This is a genomic window from Comamonas endophytica (assembly GCF_023634805.2).
Taxonomy (GTDB): Bacteria; Pseudomonadota; Gammaproteobacteria; order Burkholderiales; family Burkholderiaceae_C; genus Comamonas; species Comamonas endophytica.
Window position 1 is genome coordinate 457913 of record NZ_CP106881.1, and the last position, 19011, is coordinate 476923.

A 19011-nucleotide genomic window follows, 5' to 3' on the forward strand; every position below is an offset into this window, starting at 1 on the left:
CCGAAACGCCTATTCGAAGCTGTCGCCGGGCGTCAGCGGCGCATGCCGGTAGGTGGCCGGCGTGCGCGAGAGCTTGACCGGCGCGCCCACCCCCTGGTAGCCCGGCATCCGCACGCGCAGCTGGCGGTGCAGCGTGTGCGGGTGCTCGAGCGCGGCATCGACGGGCTGCACCGGCGCGGCGGGCACGCCGATCCCCATCAGCTCGGTGGCCAGCGCATCGCCCTCGAAGGCCGCCAGCGCTTCTTCCAGCAGCGGCTTGAGCGCATCGCGGTGGATGGAGCGCTGCCCGGCCGTGGCAAAGCGCTCGTCCTGCGCCAGCGCCGCGCAGCCGATGTGCTCGCACAGCAGCCGGAACTGCCGGTCGTTGCCGACGGCGAAGAACACCGGGATGGAGCCGGTCTGCAGCACGTCATAGGGCGCGATGTTGGGGTGCGCGTTGCCCGAGCGCTGCGGCTGCCTGCCGTCCATGAACCAGTTGGCCGCATGCGGATGCAGCAGCGAGATGCCGCTGTCGTAGAGCGCGGCATCGACCAGCTGGCCCTGCCCGCTGCGCTGGCGCTCGTGCAGCGCCAGCATCACGCCGATCACCGCGTTCATGCCAGTCACCATGTCCACGACCGGCAGGCCCACGCGCAGCGGGCCGCCGTCGCGCTCGCCGTTGACGCTCATCAGGCCGGTCATGGCCTGGATCGCCGCGTCATAGCCGGGCCAGGCGCCCAGCGGGCCGTCCGCGCCGAAGCCGCTGACGCGGCACCAGACCAGGCTTGGGAAGCGCTCGCGCAGCTGCTCGTAGCCGATGCCCCATTTCTCCATCGTGCCGATCTTGAAGTTCTCGATCAGCACATCGGCCTGGGCCATCAGCGCCAGCACCTTTTCCCGGCCCTCTGTCGAGGCCAGGTCCAGGAACTGGATGCGCTTGTTGCGGTTCAGGCCATGGTAATAGGAGGCCACGCCGTCCTGGAACGGCGGGCCCCAGGCGCGCGTGTCGTCGCCGGCGGGCGGCTCGACCTTGAGCACATCGGCGCCATGGTCGCCGAGGATCTGCCCGCACAGCGGGCCGCCGAGGATGCGCGAAAGGTCCAGCACGCGGATGCCCTGCAACGCACCGGCCGCGGGGGCTATTGTCTTTTCCATCGAATCTTCCTGCTGCTCCATGGGCGTTTCAATCCAGCTTGGCGCCCGAGGCATCGACCACCGTCTTCCACTTCGCCATCTCCTCCTTGATGAAGCGCGCCAGGCCCTCAGGCGTCTGGTCGGCCGCCGACTCCAGGCCCTGCGCGGCAAAGGTGGCGCGCACCTTGTCGCTTTTCAACGCATGGACAAAGGCGCTGTTGAGCCTGGCGATGCGATCGGCGGGCGTGCCCGCGGGCGCGACCACGCCAAAGAACACGCTGACGTCATAGCCCGGCAAGCCCTGCTCCGCAATCGAGGGGATCTCGGGCATGGCCTGCGAGCGCTTTTCGGTCGCCACGCCAATGGCCTTGAGGCGGCCCGACTTGATATAGGGCATCGCCGTGAGGATGTCGGTGAAGCTCATCTGCACCTGTCCCGCGATCAGGTCGTTGAGCGCCGGGCCCGTGCCCTTGTACGGGACATGCTGCAGCGTGGTGCCGGCCATGCGGTTGAACAGCACGCCCGCCAGATGCGACGAGGCACCATTGCCCGAAGACGCATAGTTCAGGCTCTGCGGCTTGGACTTGTCGAGCGCGATCAGCTCCTTGAGGTTGGCCGCCTTGACGCTCGGGTGCACCACGAGGATATTGGGCAGATGGCCCACGCGGATGATCGGCGCGAAGCTGGTCGCGGGATCGTAGGTGATCTTGCTGTAGAGGCTCTTGTTGATGGCCAGCGGCCCCGAGGTGCCGAACATGATGGTGTAGCCATCGGGCTTGGCGCGCGCCACCGCATCGGCGCCGATGTTGCCGCCCGCGCCAGCCTTGTTCTCCACGACCACGCTCTGGCCGATCTCCTCGGTCAGCGCCGCGGCCAGCGTGCGTGCCATCGCATCTGTGGGACCGCCCGGCGGGAAGGGCACGACGAAGTTGATGGGCTTGGACGGGAAGGCCTCGCCCTGGGCCAGCGCCGGGGTGGCGGCGCTGCAGGCCAGCGCGCAGGCCAGCAGGATTCGATGTGCGGTCATTTGTCTTGTCTCCATTGTTTGTATTGCTATCACCATTGCATGCCGCCGCGGCGGCCTTCGCCTGCGCGGCCCTCCCCTTACTGCAGCCAGTCTCGGGGAATCTCCATGTCCTGCAGCGGATCGCGCGGCAGCACGCGGTGCACCAGCACCAGCTGCGCCCAGCGCAGGCGCTCGGCGCTGCCGGTGCGGCTCGCCTCCCAGGCCATGGCGATGGCCGTGAAGCTGTTGTAGAGCGCCGAGGCCGCGGTGCGCGCCAGGCGCTCGCCCTCGCCATTGGCTTCGACGGCGGCCGCGGCAAACGCCGCCGCGCGCTCGAACGCAGACTGCAGCGCCTGCTTGAACGCGGGCGCGGCATCGGTCTCCTGCAGCAGCCCGGCCGCGTGGGCTTGCAGCGCCGCGAGCGAGTTCTCGCGGCGGATGGCGCGCAGCACGTCCAGCGCCACGATGTTGCTCGTGCCTTCCCAGATCGAGCCCAGGTGGGCATCGCGCACCAGGCGCGGGTCGCTCCATTCCTCGATGTAGCCGCAGCCGCCGCGCATCTCCATCGCATCGCCCGTGACCTTGCGCGCGTCGCGGCAGGCGCGGAACTTGATCAGTGGCGTGAGGATGCGCAGCAGCGCGTAGCCGCCCTCCTCGCCCGCGTCGGAGCGCTGCAGCGCCTGCGCCGTCTGCAGCACCATGGTGCGCGCCTGCTCCGAGCGGATGCGCAGTTTGTCGAGCTGGCGGCGCATCAGCGGCATGTCCTGCAGCGCCTTGCCGAAGGCGTGGCGCTCCTGCGCGATGTACTCGGCCTCGGCCACGGCGCGGCGCATCATGCCGGCGGCGCGCACGCCGTTCGACAGGCGCGAGTTGTTCACCATGTCGGCCATCTGCGCGAAGCCCCGCCCCTGCTCGCCCACCAGATACGCCACGGCGCCGTCGAGCGTGATCTCGCCGCTGGCCATGGAGCGCGTGCCGAGCTTTTCCTTCAGGCGGATGATGCGGTAGTGGTTGGCGCTGCCGTCGTCGAGCAGGCGCGGCAGCAGGAACAGCGACACTCCTTTCATGCCCGCGGGATCGCCTTCGACGCGCGCCAGCACCATGGCAAAGGCCGCGTCCGGGTTCGAGCAGAACCATTTGTCGCCCGTCAGGCGCCAGGAGCCGTCGGCATGCGGCGCGGCCAGGGTCTGGGTGTTGGCGATGTCGGAGCCGGCCGCCTGTTCGGTCATGAACATCGCGCCCTGCGCCTGCTCCTCGAAATCCGTGGCGGTGAGCTGCGCCCAGTATTTGTCGACCAGTTGCGGCGCGCCGAACTTGCGCAGCGTGCGCGTCAGCGAGTCCGTCATGGACAGCGGGCAGCACAGGCCGAACTCCGCCTGAACGAACAGATAGGTCAGGGCGTATTTGGCCAGCGGCGGCAGCCTGCCCTTCCAGCCCAGCACGCCCTCGCGGTGCGACATGATCGCCAGGCCGAAGTCGCCATAGGCCACGCGCTCCATCTCCACGTAGGCCGGGTGCTTGTCGATGCGCTGCGCGTCGCGGCCGGTGCGCGTGCGGTGCGAGAGCGTGGGCGGGTTCTTGTCGGCCACCAGCGCCAGCTCGTCGAGGCGGCCGCCTGCCAGCTCCCCCATGCGCTTGAGGTAAGGCTGCAGATGCGCGTTGACATCGGGCGGCAGGTACAGCTGCAGCAGTGGCGTGAACTGGGCGTCCGTCGTGTAGAGATTGCTGCCATGGCGGTCGGGCACGGGATGCGCGGCAACGCTGATGGCAGGGGAATGGGCAGCGCTCATGTGTATTTGTCTCCTCGAAAGCCGTGCGGCCATCGAGGACCGCATGGACAAATTCTGGAAATCAATGCCATTCGCGTCAAATATTATTAAAGTATCGATTCATATTTGAACCGAATTGATCGTCGCATGATCCCGCTGGAAACTCGCCAACTGCAGTACTTCGTGGTGCTGGCCGAGGAGCTGCATTTCAGCCGCGCGGCCAAGCGGCTTTGCATCTCGCAGCCGCCGCTGAGCATCGCCATCAAGCAGCTGGAAAGCACCCTCGATGCCCAGCTGTTCGAGCGCAACAGCCGCGGCGTGCGACTGACGCACGCGGGCCGGCACCTGCTGGCGCAGGCGCGCGACATCCTCGAGCGCACGCGCCGCGCGGCGGTGGACACGCGTGCGGTGGCGCAGGGCATGGCCGGCAGCCTGCGCCTGGGATTCGTGGGCTCGAGCATGTACCGCGGCCTGCCCGAGGCACTCGAACGCATGCGCCTGCTCTACCCCGAGGTGCGCGTGGACCTGCATGAACTCAACAGCATCGACCAGGTGGCGGCGCTGCAAAGCGGCAAGATCGATCTGGGACTGATGCACACCATGGCACCGCCGCCCGGCATGAGCGCGCAGACCATGGTCAGCGAAGCTTTCATCGCCTGCCTTCCGGCCGCGCACCGGCTGGCGCACCAGGCGCGGATCCCGGTGGCAGAGCTCGCCGACGAGCGCATGATCCTGTTTTCCGAGGCGGTGTCGCCGGATTACTTCCGCGTGATCCGCAGCATGTGCCAGCGCGCGGGCTTCGATCCCGAGCTGCGCCATGAAGTGCGTCACTGGCTTTCCGTGCTGTCGCTGGTGGCCGCGGGCCAGGGCGTGTCCCTGGTGCCGGCCTGTCTGGAACGCGCAGGCATGCAGGGACTGGCGTTCAGGCCGATCGCCGGCAAGACCCCGCTGTCCGTGCTGCAGGCCATGTGGCGCCCGCTGCCCGCGCACCCGCTGGTGCCGATACTGCTCGATCACCTGCAATCGGTGGCAGGCCGGCAGCGGCCCGCGCGCGCCAAGCCGGCGCGCTGAATGCCTCAGGCTGCCTCGGCCTCGGCCTCGGCCTTCTGCCCGTCCACGCCGGCCGACGCGAAGCTGGCCATCTCGCGCAGCATGGCACAGGCCGATTCCAGCAGCGGCCAGGCCAATGCCGCGCCCGAGCCCTCGCCCAGGCGCAGGCCCCAGTCCAGCAGCGGCTCGGCGCCCAGCGCCTGCAGCGCGATGGTGTGGCCGGGCTCGCCCGAGCGGTGGGCAAATACGCATCGCTCCAATACGGTGGGGCGCAGCCGGCTCGCCACCAGCACCGCGGCCGTGGTGATGAAGCCATCGACCACGATCACGCGCCGCTCGTGCGCTGCCTGCAGCACCGCGCCCACCATGGCCGCGATCTCGAAACCGCCCATGGCCGCCAGCACCTCCAGCGGCTCGTGCGCCGCGTGGTGAAGCTCCAGCACCTCGCGCAGCACCGCCACCTTGCGCGCCACGCCCGCGGCATCGAGCCCGGTGCCCGCGCCGGTGACTTGGGCCACGTCCAGCGCGCACAGGCGCGCCAGCAGCAGCGAGGCGCTCGAGGTATTGCCGATGCCCATCTCGCCCAGCAGCACCGCGTTGCCCGGCAGCGCCTGCACCAGCAGCGCGCCATGGCGCATGGCTTCATCGCACTGCGCGGCGCTCATCGCCGGCGCCGACGAGCAGTCCTGCGTGCCATGTGCCACCTTGCAGTGCCACAGCCGCGGCTGGCCGGGGACATGCGGGCGCGCGGCGATCTCGCGGGCCACGCCGCAGTCCACCACATGCAGGTCCAGGCCGTTTTGCCGCGCCAGGACACTCACCGCCGCGCCGCCGGACAGGAAATTGCGCACCATCTGCCAGGTGACGTCGACCGGATAGGCCGACACGCCGCGCGCCGCCAGGCCATGGTCGGCGGCAAACACCAGCATCTGCGGCTGCGCGAGCCGCGGTGCCTCGCTATGCAGGATGCAGGCCAGCCGGTGCGCCAGACGCTCGAGCAGGCCGAGCGCGCCCAGCGGCTTGGTCTTCTGGTCGATCAGCGCTTGCACGCGCGCACTCCATGCGGTGTCGTGGATGGAGGGAATTTCAGGCAAAAAACGGGTCATTGCGAAGCGGCCGGCGGGCAAGTGCAAAAACCGCAAGTATCGCCGGCCGCGGCAGCCAGGGGCCGCAGCGTACGCCATCCTGCGCCAGGTTCAGGGTCTTGCCGGCGCCATGAAAAAAGGCCCCGCAGGGCCCTTGGTTCATGCGCGAGGCATGCCTCAGTTGCGCACCGGCACCTGCTCGGTGTACTCGCGCAGCACGCCACCATCGCGCACGCTGCCGCTGACATCGGAGGAGCGCACGCGGTTGGCGCACGACTGGCGGTCCTCCATCTCGCGGAACACTTCGCAGCGGGCTAGGGCGTTGCGCTGGTATTGGTCCATGCCTTGCTCGCCGCCACGCAGGCGGCCGGCACGCTCCTCGGCGCGCACGGCTGCGGCCTCGTGCTGATGCGGGTCTGCGTACTTGCCGCGCTGGCGCTGCTGATGCTCACCCTTGTGGCGCTCGCCCTTGTGGGCACGGTGGTGGCGCTCGCCCTTGCGGCCTTCCGTCATGTTGCCTTCGGTGCCGCGTGCCTGCGAGGGCGAAGCCTGGGACGGGGTCTGGGTGCTCGATTGCGGCGTGCCGACACTTGCCGGAGCCTGGGGAGTCTGCGCATTCACTGCGCCCATGGCGCAGATCGCAGCGGCACACAGAGTCATCTGCACGGAGCGGGACCAAGTGGATTTCATGGGGTTTTCTCCTGAATGGGTGGATGGGACAGGAGGCGGCCGGATGCAGCCTCTGCAGCATGTTCCAGAGCTTGGGGCAGTTCGCTGCCCGGACTTATCAGCTCATCCCGCCTGAGCCTGCAGGAGGGAGCCTACAGTGGTGGTGTGAACATGATGGATACACGGGGGCAGGCATGAGAAAAGGCCCCGAAGGGCCTTTCGCCTATGCCAGCGGCATGCGCCGCCGGACTGTTTAGCGGCCGGTGGGGGAGCCAGCGGTGGAAGGCGAAGCCTGCGATGGGCGCATGGCTTCCATCTGCGATTGCGAAGGACCATGGTTGGTCGACGAGTGCGTACCGCGTGCATTCTTGCCGCTGTCAGGCGCGGGGGCGATGGTGGGCGAAGCCTGTGTGGGGCGCTGTGCTTCCATGGACGATTGCGAAGGCGCCGTGGGGGTCGAGCCATGCATGTCCTTGCGGGCATCGGGATTCTTGGCCAGCGTGGGCGAAGCCTGCACCGGAGTCTGGGTGCTCGAGGATTCAGCCAGCTTGGCTTGCGGCTGAGTCTGTGCATTGACTGCACCCATGGCGCAAGCCGCAGCAGCAGCACACAGGGTCATTTGCAGGGAGCGGGACAGGGTCGATTGCATGGTCATAGTGGCGTTCCTCAGAGTGAAGGGGTAGGACAGATGAAGCTGCGGGGCAACCTCGTCGGTACAACCAGAGCTTGAGGCCGTTGCCTTGCCAGACTTATCAGCCCAGCCCGCCTGAGGTTGAAGGAGTGAACCTACATCCTCTTTTCAGGCCGACGCAGCCGTACGTGCGAACCATTCATCCACCCCCGATGCCAAGCGGTCGAACACGCTGTCGAGCGTAGGTGCATTGGCGCCCAGCAGGGCCTGCAGCAGGTTGGCGTTTTCCAGCAGGCCATGCCAGTAGCTGCCCAGGATACGGCCGTCGATGCTTTGCCACACCAGGCCCGGCAGGCATTCGTGCACGCCCTGGCCCGCTGCCACCATGTCGCCGCGCGGCCGGGTCTGGCCGTGGTGGATTTCATAGACCTGCAGCGCCAGCCCCGACAGCGCCTGCCAGGGAGGAGCAAGCTGGGGCATGGTCACTTCGGCGTGCAGCAGCTGCTTGTCGACGTCGAAGGCCGTGACCAGCGGCAGCAGCCCCAGGCCCGCCTCGTTGCCATCGACACCATGCAGATCGATCAGCGCCTCGCCCAGCATCTGCAGTCCGCCGCAGATGCCCCACAGCCGCCCGCCCTGGGCCACATGCGCCGCCAGCGCGGCGTCGAGCCCCTGCGCGCGCAGCCAGCGCAGGTCGCTGGCCGTGGCCTTGGAGCCCGGCAGGATCACCCAGTCGGCTCCGTGCAGCTGCGCCGGGCTGCGCGCCCATACCAGGCGCACGCCGGGCACGTTCAACAGCGGCTGGAACTCGTCGAGATTGCTGGCGCGCGGGTAGGCCACCACCGCCACCGTGGTTTGCACCGGCGCTCCCGCGGCACCGTAGCCGGCGCCCGCGTCCTGTGCGCCGTCTTCCTCGGGCAGGCCGTGCTGCGCCAGCCGCGGAATCGTTGCCACGACCGGCACGCCCGTCAGGGCCTCGAGCATCTGCGGGGCGGGTGCCAGCAGCCGCGCATCGCCGCGGAACTTGTTGAGCACGAAGCCGCGGATCAGCGTCCGGTCCTCCTCCTGCAGCAGCGCCCAGGTGCCATACAGATGGGCAAACGCCCCGCCGCGGTCGATGTCGCTGACCAGCAGGCAATGCGCCTGCGCATGGCGCGCCACGCGCATGTTGACGACATCGCTGGCCTGCAGGTTGATCTCCGCGGGCGAGCCCGCGCCTTCGATCACCACCACGTCGTTCTCGCTGCGCAGCGCATCGAGCGCCTTGGAGATGCGCGGCCAGACATGCCTGCCGCGCTCGCGCCAGGGCAGCTGGGTGAGGGCCTGGTCCACCTGCCCCAGCAGCACCACCTGGCTGCGCATGTCGGCCTCGGGCTTGAGCAGCAGCGGGTTCATGCGTACCTCTGGCGCGCAGCCCGCCGCCAGCGCCTGCAGGTATTGCGCGGTGCCGATCTCGCCCCAGCCGCCGCCGGGCGCGGGCACCACGCGCGCGTGGTTGCTCATGTTCTGCGCCTTGAAGGGCGCGACCTTGAAGCCCTGGTTGCGGTACCAGCGGCACAGCGCCGTGGCGACCCAGCTCTTGCCCGCGCCGCTGCTGGTGCCCAGCACCATGACGCACAGCGCGGGGCGCTGGCCCGGCACGGGCAGCGGAAGATGGGTGGTGTTTTTGTTCATGTCGTCATGTCGAGAAGCTGCGCCGCGCGCCAGGCCTGGCCCAGCGCCTGCTGCGATGCCGGGGGCAGCACCCCCAGCCGGACCGCGCCAGGCAGCCCGAAGCTGCAAGTGTCGCGCAGTTTGATGCCGTGTTCGCGGCGCAGCCAGGCCAGGCGCGCGCCCATGCGCGGCCAATCCTCGGCCGGCCATCGCGCCACGAAATAATTGGCCAGGCTGCCGGGAACGACCTGCCAACCCAGTGCGGTGCAAAGCGCGATCTGCGCGTCCTTCCACCGTGCGAGCTGGGTGCGGCTGTGCGCGATCCATTGCTGCACCTCAGGAGTGGTCCACGCCTCCAGCAGCGCCACGCCATGCGCGCCCACCACCCAAGAGGCAGCCAGCGCCTGCAATGCCGCCACCTCGGCCTGCGCCCCTTCGGGCGCCACCGCATAGGCGGCGCGCACGCCGGTCATGCCCAGCGCCTTGTTGGGGGTCCAGACCTGCCAGGCGCCGGCGGGTAAGGCGCTGCGCCGGCCATCGAGGCGCAGCGGCTGGTAGGCGCAGTCCAGCACGCGCAGTTGACCGTCCGCTTCGGCCTGCCAGCGGGCCAGCGCCGGGTCGGCCTGGCCCAGCGGGCTCGAGGGTTCGCAGGCCCATTGCAGGGTGGCAGCGTCCTGCGGCCCAGGAGTGGGCGCGCTGCATTCCAAGCCCCAGGCGCGCGCCGCCTGCGCGTAGTCGCCATAGCTGAGCACGGGCAGCAGCACATGGCGCATGCCGCGGCGCGCCGCGTGGGCCGTGATGCGGAAGATGAATTCGCTGGCGCTGCCGGCCAGCAGGATGCGCGCGGCATCGACGCCATGGAAGGCGCCCAGGCGCGCGCGCAGCGCCGTGTAGGCCGGATCGGGATACTGCTGCGCATGCGCGGCCCGCAGTGCCGCCAATGCCTGCGGGCAGGGGCCGCAGCTGTTGGCATTGGTGGAGAAGTCATGCGCGGGCACGCCCAGCGCATCGGTGCCGCCGTGGAGGTTTTCAGCCATAGGCACTCCAGAGCCCGCCCAGCGCAGTCAGCGCCGCCAGCAGATGCACCGCGCGGCGCGTCAGCTGCAGCGCGCTTTGCGTATGCCGCGCCTCGGGCGGGCGGGCCGCGGCATGCAGCACATAGGAACCGGGCTTGCCCAGGCGCACGTCGAGCGCCAGCGCCAGCGCCGCCATCGGCCAGCCGCCATTGGGCGAAGGCGTGCGCCGGCTTTCGCACCAGAGCTTTGCCAGCGGCAGGCCGCCCGCGCCCAGCGCCAGCAGCAATGCGGTGAGCCGCGCCGGAATCCACGACAGCAGGTCGTCGGCATGCGCGGCCCACTTGCCGCCCCACTGCCAGTAGCGTCCGCCGCGCCAGCCGGGGTAGCCCCACATGGCGTCGGCGGTGTTGGCAAAGCGGTAGAGCGCGGCGCCGGGCAGGCCCAGCAGCGCGAACCAGAACAGCGGCGCCACCACCGAATCATTGAGGTTCTCGGCCAGCGTCTCCAGCGCGCTTTCACGCACCTCGGATTCGCTCAGCTGCGTGACATCGCGGCTCACCAGCCACGACAGGCGCTCGCGCCCGGCCTCCAGTGACTGCTGCAGCGCAGCTTCCACCGCTTGCACTTCGGCCTGCAGCATGCGCCAGGCAAACAGCGGCTTGAGCAGCAGCGCCAGCAGCGGCACGGCCAGCCAGACCGGTGCCTGGCCCAGCAGCCATTGCATCGCCGCGCAGCTGCCGGCAATTCCTGCGGCCAGCAGGCACCAGAGCGCTGCGCCAATGGCCCAGCGCCTGAAATCAGGATCGCGCGCCTCGCTGGCACCCGCCCAGCGGCCTCCGGCTCCCAACAGCCGGCCCATGCCCACCACCGGATGCATCCGGGCAGGCGGCTCGCCCCACAGACGATCGATGAGCAGTGCCAGCAGCATTGCCGCGGCCGCGGCGCCCGCTCCCCCCACACCCTCAGCCCACATCGCTGCTGCCTGCGTCTTTGCCGGCGCTGGCCGGCTGGCCCCAGCTTTCATCGAAGAGCATGTCGGCCAGCGCCGCGCGCTGCGCCCATTTCTGCTGCTGCAGCATGGGCTCGGCATAGAAGGCCGGCACCGGGCCCAGGCACAGCACCGCCAGCGGCCGGCTGCCTTCGGGCATGCCCAGCAGCGCCGCCAGCGCCTCGGGATCGAACAGCGACACCCAGCCCATGCCCAGGCCCTCGGCGCGCGCGGCCAGCCACAGGTTCTGAATGGCGCAGGCGGCCGAGGCCACATCCATCTCGGGCAGCGTGCGCCGGCCGAACACATGCTGTTCGCGCCCCGGCGGCATGGCCAGCACCAGCACTTCTGCAGCGTCGAGCACGCCCTGCACCTTCAGCCGCATGAACTCCCCCTCGCGCTCGCCCAGGGCCTCGGCGGTGCACAGCCGCTCGGCCTCGACCAGCGCATGGATGCGCTCGCGCATCGCACGGCTGCGCACGCGCACGAAGCGCCAGGGCTGCATGAACCCCACGCTGGGCGCATGGTGCGCGGCGCGCAGCAGGCGCAGCAGCACCGCCTCCTCCACCCGTCCGCCGCTGAAATGGCGCATGTCGCGCCGCTCGTGGATGGCGCGGTAGACGGCGGCGCGCGCCGCCTCGTCGAAGGGCAGCGCGGCCAGCGTGGCGCCGGGCAGCGGGTCGGCAGCGGGGCTTGGATGGGAAGTCATGGGTCGCGCCTTTTCTTCAAGCCAGTGGGTCAAGCCATTGTCGCAATGTCAATCCTCGATGCCGCGCTGCGCGGGAATGCCGGCCTGGAATGCGTGCTTCACCAACGTCATCTCGGTCACCGTGTCGGCCAGCTCGATGATCTCGGGCGGGCAGCGCCGGCCCGTCAGCACCACATGCACTGCGTGCGGACGTTCGCGCAGCGTCTGCAGCACCGGCTCGAGCGGCAGCCAGCCGTAGATCAGCGGGTAGGTGATCTCGTCGAGCACCACCATGAAGTGCACGCCCGACATGATGGCGTTGCGCGCGCGCTCCCAGCCCTCGCGCGCGAGCTGCGCCGACTGCTCCTGGTCCTGGCTCTTCCAGCTGAAGCCGTCGCCCAGCCCCTCGATGGGCATGCCCAGCTGCTCGAACATGCGGTGCTCGCCGAAGCGCGCCGTCGGCACCTTCATGAACTGGAATATCTTGACCGATTTGCCGCGGCCGTGGGCGCGCAGCGCCAGGCCGAAGGCGGCCGTGCTCTTGCCCTTGCCATTGCCGGTATTGACCAGCACCAGCCCGCGGCGCTGGCCTTCGGGCTTGGTGTAGGGCTTCTCGGTGGGGGCTTGTTCGATCTGCATGGTTTGCACTTTCGTTTGCGTGAGAGAGATGGACGCTGCGCGCAGGCAGCATCCGAAAATTATCTGCAGCGGGTCATGGACCGCGCCTGTGCAGCAGCCGCGGCAAGGCCACCCATTGGCCATCGATGGCGCGCACCTGGACGCGCTGCGCGAACACCTGCTCCAGCGCGGCATGCGAGGCCGGATCGGCGCAGCCGCCCTGGTGCAGCACCCTGCCCTGCGCCAGCACCAGCAGTTCCTGCGCCTGCAGCGCCATCGACAGCTCATGCAGCACGCTGACCACCGTGGTGCCTTGCGCGACGAGCTGCTGCACGCAGTCCAGCCAGTCGGCCTGGTGCGGGGGATCGAGATGGGCCAGGGGCTCGTCCATCAGCAGCACCCGGGCCTGCACCGCCAGCGCGCGCGCCAGCAGCACGCGCTGGCGTTCGCCGCCGGAGAGCTGGCCCAGGCTGCGGCCGCGCCAAGCCCAGCTCTGCGTCCGGCGCAGCGCCTGCTCCACGGCGGCATGGTCCTGCGCGGAAGCTGCGCCCAGCCAGGACTGGTGCGGCAGCCGGCCCAGCATCGCCGCGTCATAGACCGATATCTCGGGGGATACCGCCTGGTCCTGTCCCAGCCAGGCCAGCGTGCGTGCACGCTCGCGGCTGCTCCAGTCCGCCAGCGCACGGCCCAGCAGCAGCACCTGCCCCTGGCCCTGCGCCATGCCGGCCAGCGCGCGCAGCAGCGTCGACTTGCCGGCGCCGTTCGGGCCGACGATGCTGGTCCAGCGGCCCGCGGCGATGCGCAGCGTGAGGTCGCGCAGCACCGGCAGGCCGCCCAGCGACACCGACAGATGCTCGGCCTGCAGCGCCCATCCGGCACCTGGCACATGGACGCTCATGCGGCCTCCCGCAGATTGCGCCGGTGCATCAGCCACAGCAGATAGCTGCCGCCCAGCACCGCCGTCAGCACACCCACCGGCAATTCCTGCGGCGCGAGCAGCCAGCGCGCCAGCAGATCGGCGCCCAGCAGCAGCGCCGCGCCCATGCCGGCGCTCAGCAGCAGCAACCAGCGGTGCATGGCGCGCACCAGCGAGCGCGCCAGATGCGGCGCGGCCAGGCCGACAAAGGCAATCAGCCCGCATTGCGCCACCGCCGTGCCGGTGGCCAGCGCCAGCAGCGCGATCAGCAGCAGGCGCAGCGGCGCCAGCGGCAGCCCCAGGCTCTGCGCCGTGGCTTCGCCCAGCGCCAGGCCGTCCAGCACGCGCGCCAGCGACCAGGCGGCAAGCAGCACGGCGACCAGCACGGCGGCCATCAGCGCGCAGGCGCTCCAGCCCACGAAGGCGGTGCTGCCCAGCATGAACGACTGCATGGCCTGCATGATTGCAGGATTGAGCAGCAAGACCATCGACGCCGCCGCGCCCAGCACCACGCCGACCACCACGCCGGCCAGCAGCAGCCGCAGCGTGTCGTGCGCGCCCCGTGCCAGCACCAGCGTCAGCAGCGCCGCGCCCGCGGCGCCGGCAAAGGCCGCGCCGGTGATGCCCAGGCGCAGCAAGCCCTGCAGCGCGAAGGGCGAGGCGCCCAGCGCCGCCATGGCCAGCGCCACGCCCAGCGAGGCGCCCGAGGCGCTGCCCAGCAGATAGGGATCGGCCAGCGGATTGCGGAATACCCCCTGCGCCACGGCACCCGCCAGCCCCAGCAGCGCGCCAGCCAGCCAGGCGCCCAGCGTGCGCGGCAGGCGGATGTCGCGCACGATCTGCCAGGCCAGCGGATCGCCCTGGTCGCCCCATCCCTCCCAGCCGCTGCTGCCCAGCCCGGCGCCCAGCGCCATCAGCGCCCCGCTGCCCAGCAGCAACGCAAGCGCCATCCAGGCCGGATGCAAGCCTTGCTTTTCCACTTCATGTAAGCTGGTTTCAGCGGTCATCAGTCAAGGGCTCTTGAGGACCAGGGGCAAGCCCGCGCACATCAAAGTGGCATGGCTGCAGACAGCGGCCACCTGCTGGTTGAGCATGCCCAGCGCATCGACAAACGCGCGCACCTCGCGGCCCAGCGGAATCACGCCCAGGCCGATCTCGTTGCCCACCAGCACCACCGGGCCCGGCGCCTCGGCCAGCGCGGCCAGGAAACCCGCGCGCTGCGCCGCCCAATCCTGACTCCGCGGCGGCTGGCCCGGCATGGGCATCATCCAGTTGGTGAGCCACATGGTCAGGCAGTCGATGACCAGCAGGCAGCCCGGCTGGCTGTGCGCGCGCACCGCGCCCGCCAGGTCCAGCGGCACTTCCAGCGTGCGCATTCCCGGCACGCGCTCGGCACGGTCATGCTGGTGGCGTTCGATGCGCGCGCGCATCTCCTCGTCCCATGCCAGGCCCGTGGCCAGCAGGCAGGCGCTGTGGGCGGGCGACTCCAGCAGCCAGGCCTGGGCCAATGCCTCGGCGCGGCGCGACTTGCCGCTCTTTTGCCCGCCCAGGATCAATTCGCTGCGCGCCATGCTCATGTGTCCTCCCTGTGATCGTCCAGCGCCTGGCGCGCGCCCAGCAGCGCCGCCACCGCGCGCGGGTGCGAGGCGAACCAGGCGTGGAAGAAGCTCGCATGCAGGCTGCCGTGGCGATAGAGCCATTCCCCGCTTTCGGCGCCCGCATCCGCATCGGGTCGGCGGCTGCGGCCCAGCACCTGCGCGCCACTCTCGAGCCGCGCATAGTGGAAGCTGTGGCCGCGCAGCAGCCCCCAGGGCGTGGACAGCTGCTGCATGCCCAACCCTGCCAGGCGCTTTTGCATCTGCGCCCGGCCCGGCATCAGCCCCCACAGCGGCGTCCACTGGCCGTCGCTCCCGGCAATGCCTTCGCACAGCGCCAGCATGCCGCCGCACTCGGCCCAGATCGCCCTGCCCGCTTCCCAGTGCGCACGGATGTCGGCCTGCACCGCGCCCTGCGCCGCAAGCTGCGCGGCATGCAGTTCGGGGTAGCCTCCGGGCAGCCACAGCGCATCGCACGCCGGCAGCCTCTCGCCAGCCAGCGGCGAGAAAAAGCGCAGCTGCGCACCCATGGCCCGCAGGCATTCCAGATTGGCGGGATAGACGAAGCTGAAGGCCGCATCGCGCGCCACGGCCACCACCCGGCCGTCGAGCCAGGGGCCCAGCGCTTCGGGCTGGCCTGCCTCGGCTGCCGGTGCCGGCGGCGCAAATTCCACCGTCCATTGCTGCCAGTCCTGCCAGCTGCGCTGGCCCAGCGCCGTGGCCTCGAGCGCATCGGCAGCGGAGTCGAGCCGCTGCATGCCGTCCGCGAGTTCCTGCGCTGCCACCAGGCCCAGGTGGCGCTGGGGCAGCAGCGCCGTGCCCGCATCGGCGGCAATGCGCTGCACCGCGCCCAGCCAATGGCTGTCGGCATGCACCCCGGCCTGCAGCAGCTGCGCATGGCGCGCGCTGGCCACGCGGTTGGCCAGCACGCCGGCCCAGCGCAGGCCCGGCTGGAAATGCTGCAGCCCGTAGGCCACGGCGCCCAGCGTGGCGGCCATGCCGCCGGCATCGATCACCGCCAGCACCGGGATGCCGAAGCGGCGCGCGAGATCCGCGGCACTGGGGCTGCCGTCATAGAGCCCCATCACGCCCTCGATGAGGATCAGATCGGCAGACAGCGCCGCCGCGTGCAGCCGCGCGCGCGCATCGGCCTCGCCTGTCATCCACAGGTCCAGCGAATGCACCGGGGCGCCGCTGGCCAGCTGGTGCCAGTGCGGGTCGAGATAGTCGGGCCCGCATTTGAAGACCTGCACGCGCCGCCCCTGGCGCGCATGCAGGCGCGCGAGCGCCGCCGTCAGCGTGGTCTTGCCTTGGCCCGAGGCAGGCGCGGTGATCAGCAATGCGGGGCAGCGCGCGGGCGTCATGGTGCGCTGCTCCATGGCAGGCTGGCGACAGCCAGGGCGCGGCGGCGCACGACGCCGTGAACAGGGTGAAGCATGAGTATCAACGTGAAGCCACCCGGCGCCGACCTCCCCGTCGGCAATGGGTTCCAGCAATCCGCGATGCAGGCATGGCGGATGCACTTCGTTGGCCGGTATCCGGGCTGGGCGGAGCGAAGCTCTTGCAGGCCTTCCCAGCGCGATGCCAGTGGCCGGTGAAGAAGAGCCGAGCGGGCAAACGCTCATCCGCTGACCGTTGCGGGGGCAGCGCAGGCACGAAAGCGGCGCCCGCGCGCCGCATCCTCCCTGCTTCCCGTTGAACTATGCATCCTGGAGGCGGACGCATGAGCACCAACGCCGGCCATTGTAGCCGCGAGTGGCGTCGGTGCGGCCCTGGCTGCCGATTCATGCCAGCCACGCAGGACCCAAGTTGGCGAGCACTTGCATGCTTCCGAGGCTGTAGGACAAAGCATATTCCACACGCCCGCAGGCCGGAGGAACGCTTTTTTACGCCTATCTCCAGCCGGCAAGTTCTACAATTGGACCTCCTATGTCTGCCCCGTCCCCCCTCGACCTCATATCCGACCGCGTGGAGCGACTTCTGTTGCGCCACGAGGAGCTTCAGCGCACCAATGCCCTGCTGGCCGAACAGGTCGCGGCCCTGACCCAGGAACGCGATTCGCTGCGCTCGCGGCTGAGCGCCGCGCGTGCCCGTGTCGATGCCCTGATCGAGCGCCTGCCCAGCAATGAAAAGGCCGGCACATGAAGCAGCTTGACGTGCAGATCCTGCATCAGAACTATCTCCTGACCTGCCCCGAGGGACACGAGGAACGCCTGCTCGAGGCCGTGGCCCGTGTCAACGACACTATGGCCCGCATTCGCGACGCCGGCAAGGTGCGTTCGCGTGAACGCGTGGCGGTATTGACCGCGCTCAACATGGCTTTCGACATCGTCACGGCAGAGCGCATGCCAGCTCCTGCTCCCGTTGTCGCCGAGCCGGTGGCGGTCGAGACGACTGCTGCCGAAGACGCCTTGGTGCAGGCGGCCATGATCCAGCAGCAGGAAGACGCGCAGCGCATCGTGGCTCTGCTCGAGCGCCTTGACCAGGCGCTTGAAGACGATCCGCAACTGCTGTAAAAATTTGCGCCTGCGGCGGCGAGCTTGGCGCATCCACATTACAATGAAGTCGTCTGCAAATCTGCTGGGCTTTATATTTCCTTGAACCAATGCTCATTGAGCCCGGGCTTGGTACATCGCTTGGTGAGCGTGATCGTCTCGCGTCAGATGAACCCAACGTCAAGCTGCCCTTGCCCACCTGAACCCCGGTTCAGGATGCCGGTCTGGTGGAATTTGCAGACACCCAATTTCCCTGACGGGCCGTGCATTGCACGGCCCGTTTTCATTGGCTTGCCGCTCCATGCACGTGGGCTTTTCGCGGTCCCGGCAGGCATCCGCAGCCATCACCCCCCTGCCGCGCCGCAGCAAGCGCAGCGGGGTGCATACGCAAGAAAGCCGCAATCGCGCCCTGCGCGACTGCGGCTTGAAGCAGCGGATTCAGGCCCCGCTGCGCATCAGCTCGGGATTTATTGGCCGTGAATGCGCTTGGCGTCGGCCACGCACTTGTCCTTGACGTCACCGCTCAGTGCATCGCAACGCTCGCGGGCGGCCTTGTATTCGGCTTCGCGCACTTTTTCCTGGCTGGCGTCGCGGCGCGCTTCGGGAGCCGTGGTAGTGCCGCGCTGGGTTGCAGCCGGCATGGCCGCAGTGCCGGCGTTGCCCATGGGGCCCACGTTGCCGGAAGTGTTCATCTTGGCAGCTTCCGTGGCCTTGACGTGCGCCGCCTTGGCGTCCTTTTCGCAGACGTCCTTGGCATTGCCCTTCAGGTCATCGCACTTTTCCTTGGCCACATCGTATTCGGCATCGGCCTTGGCCTTGGCGATATTGTGGCGGTTGCGCTCGCTGGCATCGGCGCGGTACTCGAGTTCGGCCTCGGCCACCTTTTCACGGCCCTTGGCCTCCTTCTCGCAGACATCCTTGGCATTGCCGGACAGGGTGTCGCACTGGGCCTTGGCAGCCTTGTAGTCGGCGCTGATCTGGTCTTTGGCGGCCTTGTGCTCGGCAGGCGTGGCGGCGAATACCGAAGACATGCAGGCAACGGCAGCGATGGCGGTGAGTTTTTGTTTGAAGTTCATGATTATCTCCTTGTGATCATGACAGGCAGGGAATATGCATTCAAGCTTTGAATGCACCCTTGATGCCTGGCACGGAATATGTCGAAAAAGACCGTTATTCGTCGAAACGGAAATCGGGATTGCGCTGTTGCCAGTCGCGCAGCTGGGTCTCGGCCTCTTCCTTGGCCACTCCCTGGCGCTCCTGGATCCTGCCGATGAATTGGTCGCGCTTGCCGGCAACGACATCAAGGTCGTCATCGGTAAGCTTGCCCCATTGCTCGCGGATCTTGCCCTTGAATTGTTTCCAGTTTCCTGAAACTCGATCTTCGTTCATACAAAATCCTTTTTATCTACGCGGTTCTGAAGCACAGCCCGCTGAATTGAAAACACATTCACCCGAAAGCGAGATGTGCATTCAATGTATTCCGCAGTGCAATTGGCAGATGTGGGATATGAAGTTTTATGCCAGTCGGCTTTCACCTACACTCGCAACAAAGCATATAAATCAATTGTTTTTGATTATCAAATAGCAGAAACCGATAAATCAGGATAATAGAATCCCGTTGGATGGCCCTGTCGCTCCGGCAGTGCTCTGCTCAGGGACAGCCGCCCGCGGCGCTGCATCAGGCCGCGCCAGGCGAATGCGGCGCCGCGTGGCAAAGGC

The 19011-nt window shown here is 68.8% G+C and carries 20 protein-coding genes and 1 riboswitch; of the genes, 3 read left to right on the plus strand and 17 right to left on the minus strand.

Annotated elements, in window-relative coordinates; genetic code table 11:
* Positions 1–9: 9 nt before the first annotated feature.
* From M9799_RS01940 to M9799_RS01950, 3 genes are all read right to left on the minus strand, one after another.
* Positions 10–1155, minus strand: coding sequence for a CaiB/BaiF CoA transferase family protein (locus M9799_RS01940; protein WP_263725582.1), 1146 nt, complete (start codon positions 1153–1155; stop codon positions 10–12).
* Positions 1156–1162: 7 nt separating this feature from the next.
* Positions 1163–2140, minus strand: a complete 978-nt coding sequence (locus M9799_RS01945) for a Bug family tripartite tricarboxylate transporter substrate binding protein (RefSeq protein WP_231044441.1) — start codon at positions 2138–2140, stop codon at positions 1163–1165.
* A 77-nt stretch (positions 2141–2217) separates the two neighbouring features.
* A complete protein-coding gene (locus M9799_RS01950; protein ID WP_231044440.1) occupies positions 2218–3909 on the minus strand; it encodes an acyl-CoA dehydrogenase family protein in 1692 nt (563 codons plus the stop codon).
* Positions 3910–4044: 135 nt separating this feature from the next.
* Between M9799_RS01950 and M9799_RS01955 the strand changes: the two genes are divergently transcribed.
* Positions 4045–4959 (plus strand): LysR family transcriptional regulator, encoded by a 915-nt coding sequence (locus M9799_RS01955; protein WP_231044490.1) that lies wholly within the window; start codon positions 4045–4047, stop codon positions 4957–4959.
* Positions 4960–4964: 5 nt separating this feature from the next.
* Here M9799_RS01955 and cobT read toward each other — a convergent pair whose 3' ends face one another.
* From cobT to M9799_RS02015, 12 genes are all read right to left on the minus strand, one after another.
* A complete protein-coding gene (gene cobT, locus M9799_RS01960; protein ID WP_231044439.1) occupies positions 4965–6044 on the minus strand; it encodes a nicotinate-nucleotide--dimethylbenzimidazole phosphoribosyltransferase in 1080 nt (359 codons plus the stop codon).
* Between the two features lie 156 nt (positions 6045–6200).
* Positions 6201–6713 (minus strand): hypothetical protein, encoded by a 513-nt coding sequence (locus M9799_RS01965; RefSeq protein WP_231044438.1) that lies wholly within the window; start codon positions 6711–6713, stop codon positions 6201–6203.
* A gap of 232 nt (positions 6714–6945) precedes the next feature.
* Complete coding sequence (locus tag M9799_RS01970) at positions 6946–7278, minus strand: hypothetical protein (protein ID WP_231044437.1); 333 nt, start codon at positions 7276–7278, stop codon at positions 6946–6948.
* Positions 7279–7491: 213 nt separating this feature from the next.
* A complete protein-coding gene (locus tag M9799_RS01975) occupies positions 7492–8997 on the minus strand; it encodes a cobyric acid synthase (protein ID WP_231044436.1) in 1506 nt (501 codons plus the stop codon).
* Positions 8994–10013, minus strand: a complete 1020-nt coding sequence (locus M9799_RS01980; protein WP_231044435.1) for an aminotransferase class I/II-fold pyridoxal phosphate-dependent enzyme — start codon at positions 10011–10013, stop codon at positions 8994–8996. The genes M9799_RS01975 and M9799_RS01980 overlap by 4 nt, the downstream gene beginning before the upstream one ends.
* The gene (cbiB, locus tag M9799_RS01985) at positions 10006–10965 is read right to left on the minus strand and encodes an adenosylcobinamide-phosphate synthase CbiB (RefSeq protein ID WP_231044434.1); all 960 of its coding nucleotides are present in this window, start codon (positions 10963–10965) and stop codon (positions 10006–10008) included. Before cbiB ends, M9799_RS01980 begins: the two co-directional genes overlap by 8 nt.
* Complete coding sequence (gene bluB, locus M9799_RS01990) at positions 10955–11689, minus strand: 5,6-dimethylbenzimidazole synthase (protein ID WP_231044433.1); 735 nt, start codon at positions 11687–11689, stop codon at positions 10955–10957. The genes cbiB and bluB overlap by 11 nt, the downstream gene beginning before the upstream one ends.
* Positions 11690–11737: 48 nt before the next feature.
* Complete coding sequence (cobO, locus tag M9799_RS01995) at positions 11738–12307, minus strand: cob(I)yrinic acid a,c-diamide adenosyltransferase (protein WP_231044432.1); 570 nt, start codon at positions 12305–12307, stop codon at positions 11738–11740.
* A gap of 73 nt (positions 12308–12380) precedes the next feature.
* Positions 12381–13184, minus strand: a complete 804-nt coding sequence (locus M9799_RS02000) for an ABC transporter ATP-binding protein (RefSeq protein ID WP_231044431.1) — start codon at positions 13182–13184, stop codon at positions 12381–12383.
* A complete protein-coding gene (locus tag M9799_RS02005) occupies positions 13181–14152 on the minus strand; it encodes a FecCD family ABC transporter permease (RefSeq protein WP_318530290.1) in 972 nt (323 codons plus the stop codon). Before M9799_RS02005 ends, M9799_RS02000 begins: the two co-directional genes overlap by 4 nt.
* 60 nt (positions 14153–14212) lie before the next feature.
* Positions 14213–14773 carry a bifunctional adenosylcobinamide kinase/adenosylcobinamide-phosphate guanylyltransferase gene (locus tag M9799_RS02010; protein WP_231044489.1) on the minus strand — a complete coding sequence of 187 codons (561 nt, stop codon included), beginning with the start codon at positions 14771–14773 and terminating at the stop codon, positions 14213–14215.
* A 2-nt stretch (positions 14774–14775) separates the two neighbouring features.
* Positions 14776–16176, minus strand: a complete 1401-nt coding sequence (locus M9799_RS02015; protein ID WP_231044429.1) for a cobyrinic acid a,c-diamide synthase CobB — start codon at positions 16174–16176, stop codon at positions 14776–14778.
* Positions 16177–16309: 133 nt separating this feature from the next.
* Positions 16310–16547, minus strand: a riboswitch (cobalamin riboswitch).
* 179 nt (positions 16548–16726) lie between these two features.
* Between M9799_RS02015 and M9799_RS02020 the strand changes: the two genes are divergently transcribed.
* Both M9799_RS02020 and M9799_RS02025 read left to right on the plus strand, forming a co-directional pair.
* Positions 16727–16942, plus strand: a complete 216-nt coding sequence (locus tag M9799_RS02020) for a DUF904 domain-containing protein (RefSeq protein WP_231044428.1) — start codon at positions 16727–16729, stop codon at positions 16940–16942.
* Positions 16939–17313 carry a cell division protein ZapA gene (locus tag M9799_RS02025; protein ID WP_231044427.1) on the plus strand — a complete coding sequence of 125 codons (375 nt, stop codon included), beginning with the start codon at positions 16939–16941 and terminating at the stop codon, positions 17311–17313. Before M9799_RS02020 ends, M9799_RS02025 begins: the two co-directional genes overlap by 4 nt.
* Before the next feature lie 446 nt (positions 17314–17759).
* Here M9799_RS02025 and M9799_RS02030 read toward each other — a convergent pair whose 3' ends face one another.
* Together M9799_RS02030 and M9799_RS02035 are read right to left on the minus strand one after the other, a co-directional pair.
* Entirely contained in the window at positions 17760–18368 is a 609-nt protein-coding gene (locus tag M9799_RS02030; RefSeq protein WP_231044426.1) for a hypothetical protein, read from the minus strand.
* Between the two features lie 94 nt (positions 18369–18462).
* The gene (locus M9799_RS02035; RefSeq protein WP_231044425.1) at positions 18463–18681 is read right to left on the minus strand and encodes a CsbD family protein; all 219 of its coding nucleotides are present in this window, start codon (positions 18679–18681) and stop codon (positions 18463–18465) included.
* Positions 18682–19011: the final 330 nt, after the last annotated feature.

Excerpts from the sequence above, each read along its gene's own strand:
- M9799_RS01940 (WP_263725582.1), bottom strand. The coding sequence starts at position 1,155 with ATGGAGCAGCAGGAAGATTCGATGGAAAAGACAATAGCCCCCGCGGCC.
- M9799_RS01945 (WP_231044441.1), bottom strand. The coding sequence starts at position 2,140 with ATGACCGCACATCGAATCCTGCTGGCCTGCGCGCTGGCCTGCAGCGCC.
- M9799_RS01950 (WP_231044440.1), bottom strand. The coding sequence starts at position 3,909 with ATGAGCGCTGCCCATTCCCCTGCCATCAGCGTTGCCGCGCATCCCGTG.
- cobT (WP_231044439.1), bottom strand. The coding sequence starts at position 6,044 with ATGACCCGTTTTTTGCCTGAAATTCCCTCCATCCACGACACCGCATGG.
- M9799_RS01965 (WP_231044438.1), bottom strand. The coding sequence starts at position 6,713 with ATGAAATCCACTTGGTCCCGCTCCGTGCAGATGACTCTGTGTGCCGCT.
- M9799_RS01970 (WP_231044437.1), bottom strand. The coding sequence starts at position 7,278 with ATGGGTGCAGTCAATGCACAGACTCAGCCGCAAGCCAAGCTGGCTGAA.
- M9799_RS01975 (WP_231044436.1), bottom strand. The coding sequence starts at position 8,997 with ATGAACAAAAACACCACCCATCTTCCGCTGCCCGTGCCGGGCCAGCGC.
- M9799_RS01980 (WP_231044435.1), bottom strand. The coding sequence starts at position 10,013 with ATGGCTGAAAACCTCCACGGCGGCACCGATGCGCTGGGCGTGCCCGCG.
- cbiB (WP_231044434.1), bottom strand. The coding sequence starts at position 10,965 with ATGTGGGCTGAGGGTGTGGGGGGAGCGGGCGCCGCGGCCGCGGCAATG.
- bluB (WP_231044433.1), bottom strand. The coding sequence starts at position 11,689 with ATGACTTCCCATCCAAGCCCCGCTGCCGACCCGCTGCCCGGCGCCACG.
- cobO (WP_231044432.1), bottom strand. The coding sequence starts at position 12,307 with ATGCAGATCGAACAAGCCCCCACCGAGAAGCCCTACACCAAGCCCGAA.
- M9799_RS02000 (WP_231044431.1), bottom strand. The coding sequence starts at position 13,184 with ATGAGCGTCCATGTGCCAGGTGCCGGATGGGCGCTGCAGGCCGAGCAT.
- M9799_RS02005 (WP_318530290.1), bottom strand. The coding sequence starts at position 14,152 with ATGGCGCTTGCGTTGCTGCTGGGCAGCGGGGCGCTGATGGCGCTGGGC.
- M9799_RS02010 (WP_231044489.1), bottom strand. The coding sequence starts at position 14,773 with ATGGCGCGCAGCGAATTGATCCTGGGCGGGCAAAAGAGCGGCAAGTCG.
- M9799_RS02015 (WP_231044429.1), bottom strand. The coding sequence starts at position 16,176 with ATGGAGCAGCGCACCATGACGCCCGCGCGCTGCCCCGCATTGCTGATC.
- M9799_RS02020 (WP_231044428.1), top strand. The coding sequence starts at position 16,727 with ATGTCTGCCCCGTCCCCCCTCGACCTCATATCCGACCGCGTGGAGCGA.
- M9799_RS02025 (WP_231044427.1), top strand. The coding sequence starts at position 16,939 with ATGAAGCAGCTTGACGTGCAGATCCTGCATCAGAACTATCTCCTGACC.
- M9799_RS02030 (WP_231044426.1), bottom strand. The coding sequence starts at position 18,368 with ATGAACTTCAAACAAAAACTCACCGCCATCGCTGCCGTTGCCTGCATG.
- M9799_RS02035 (WP_231044425.1), bottom strand. The coding sequence starts at position 18,681 with ATGAACGAAGATCGAGTTTCAGGAAACTGGAAACAATTCAAGGGCAAG.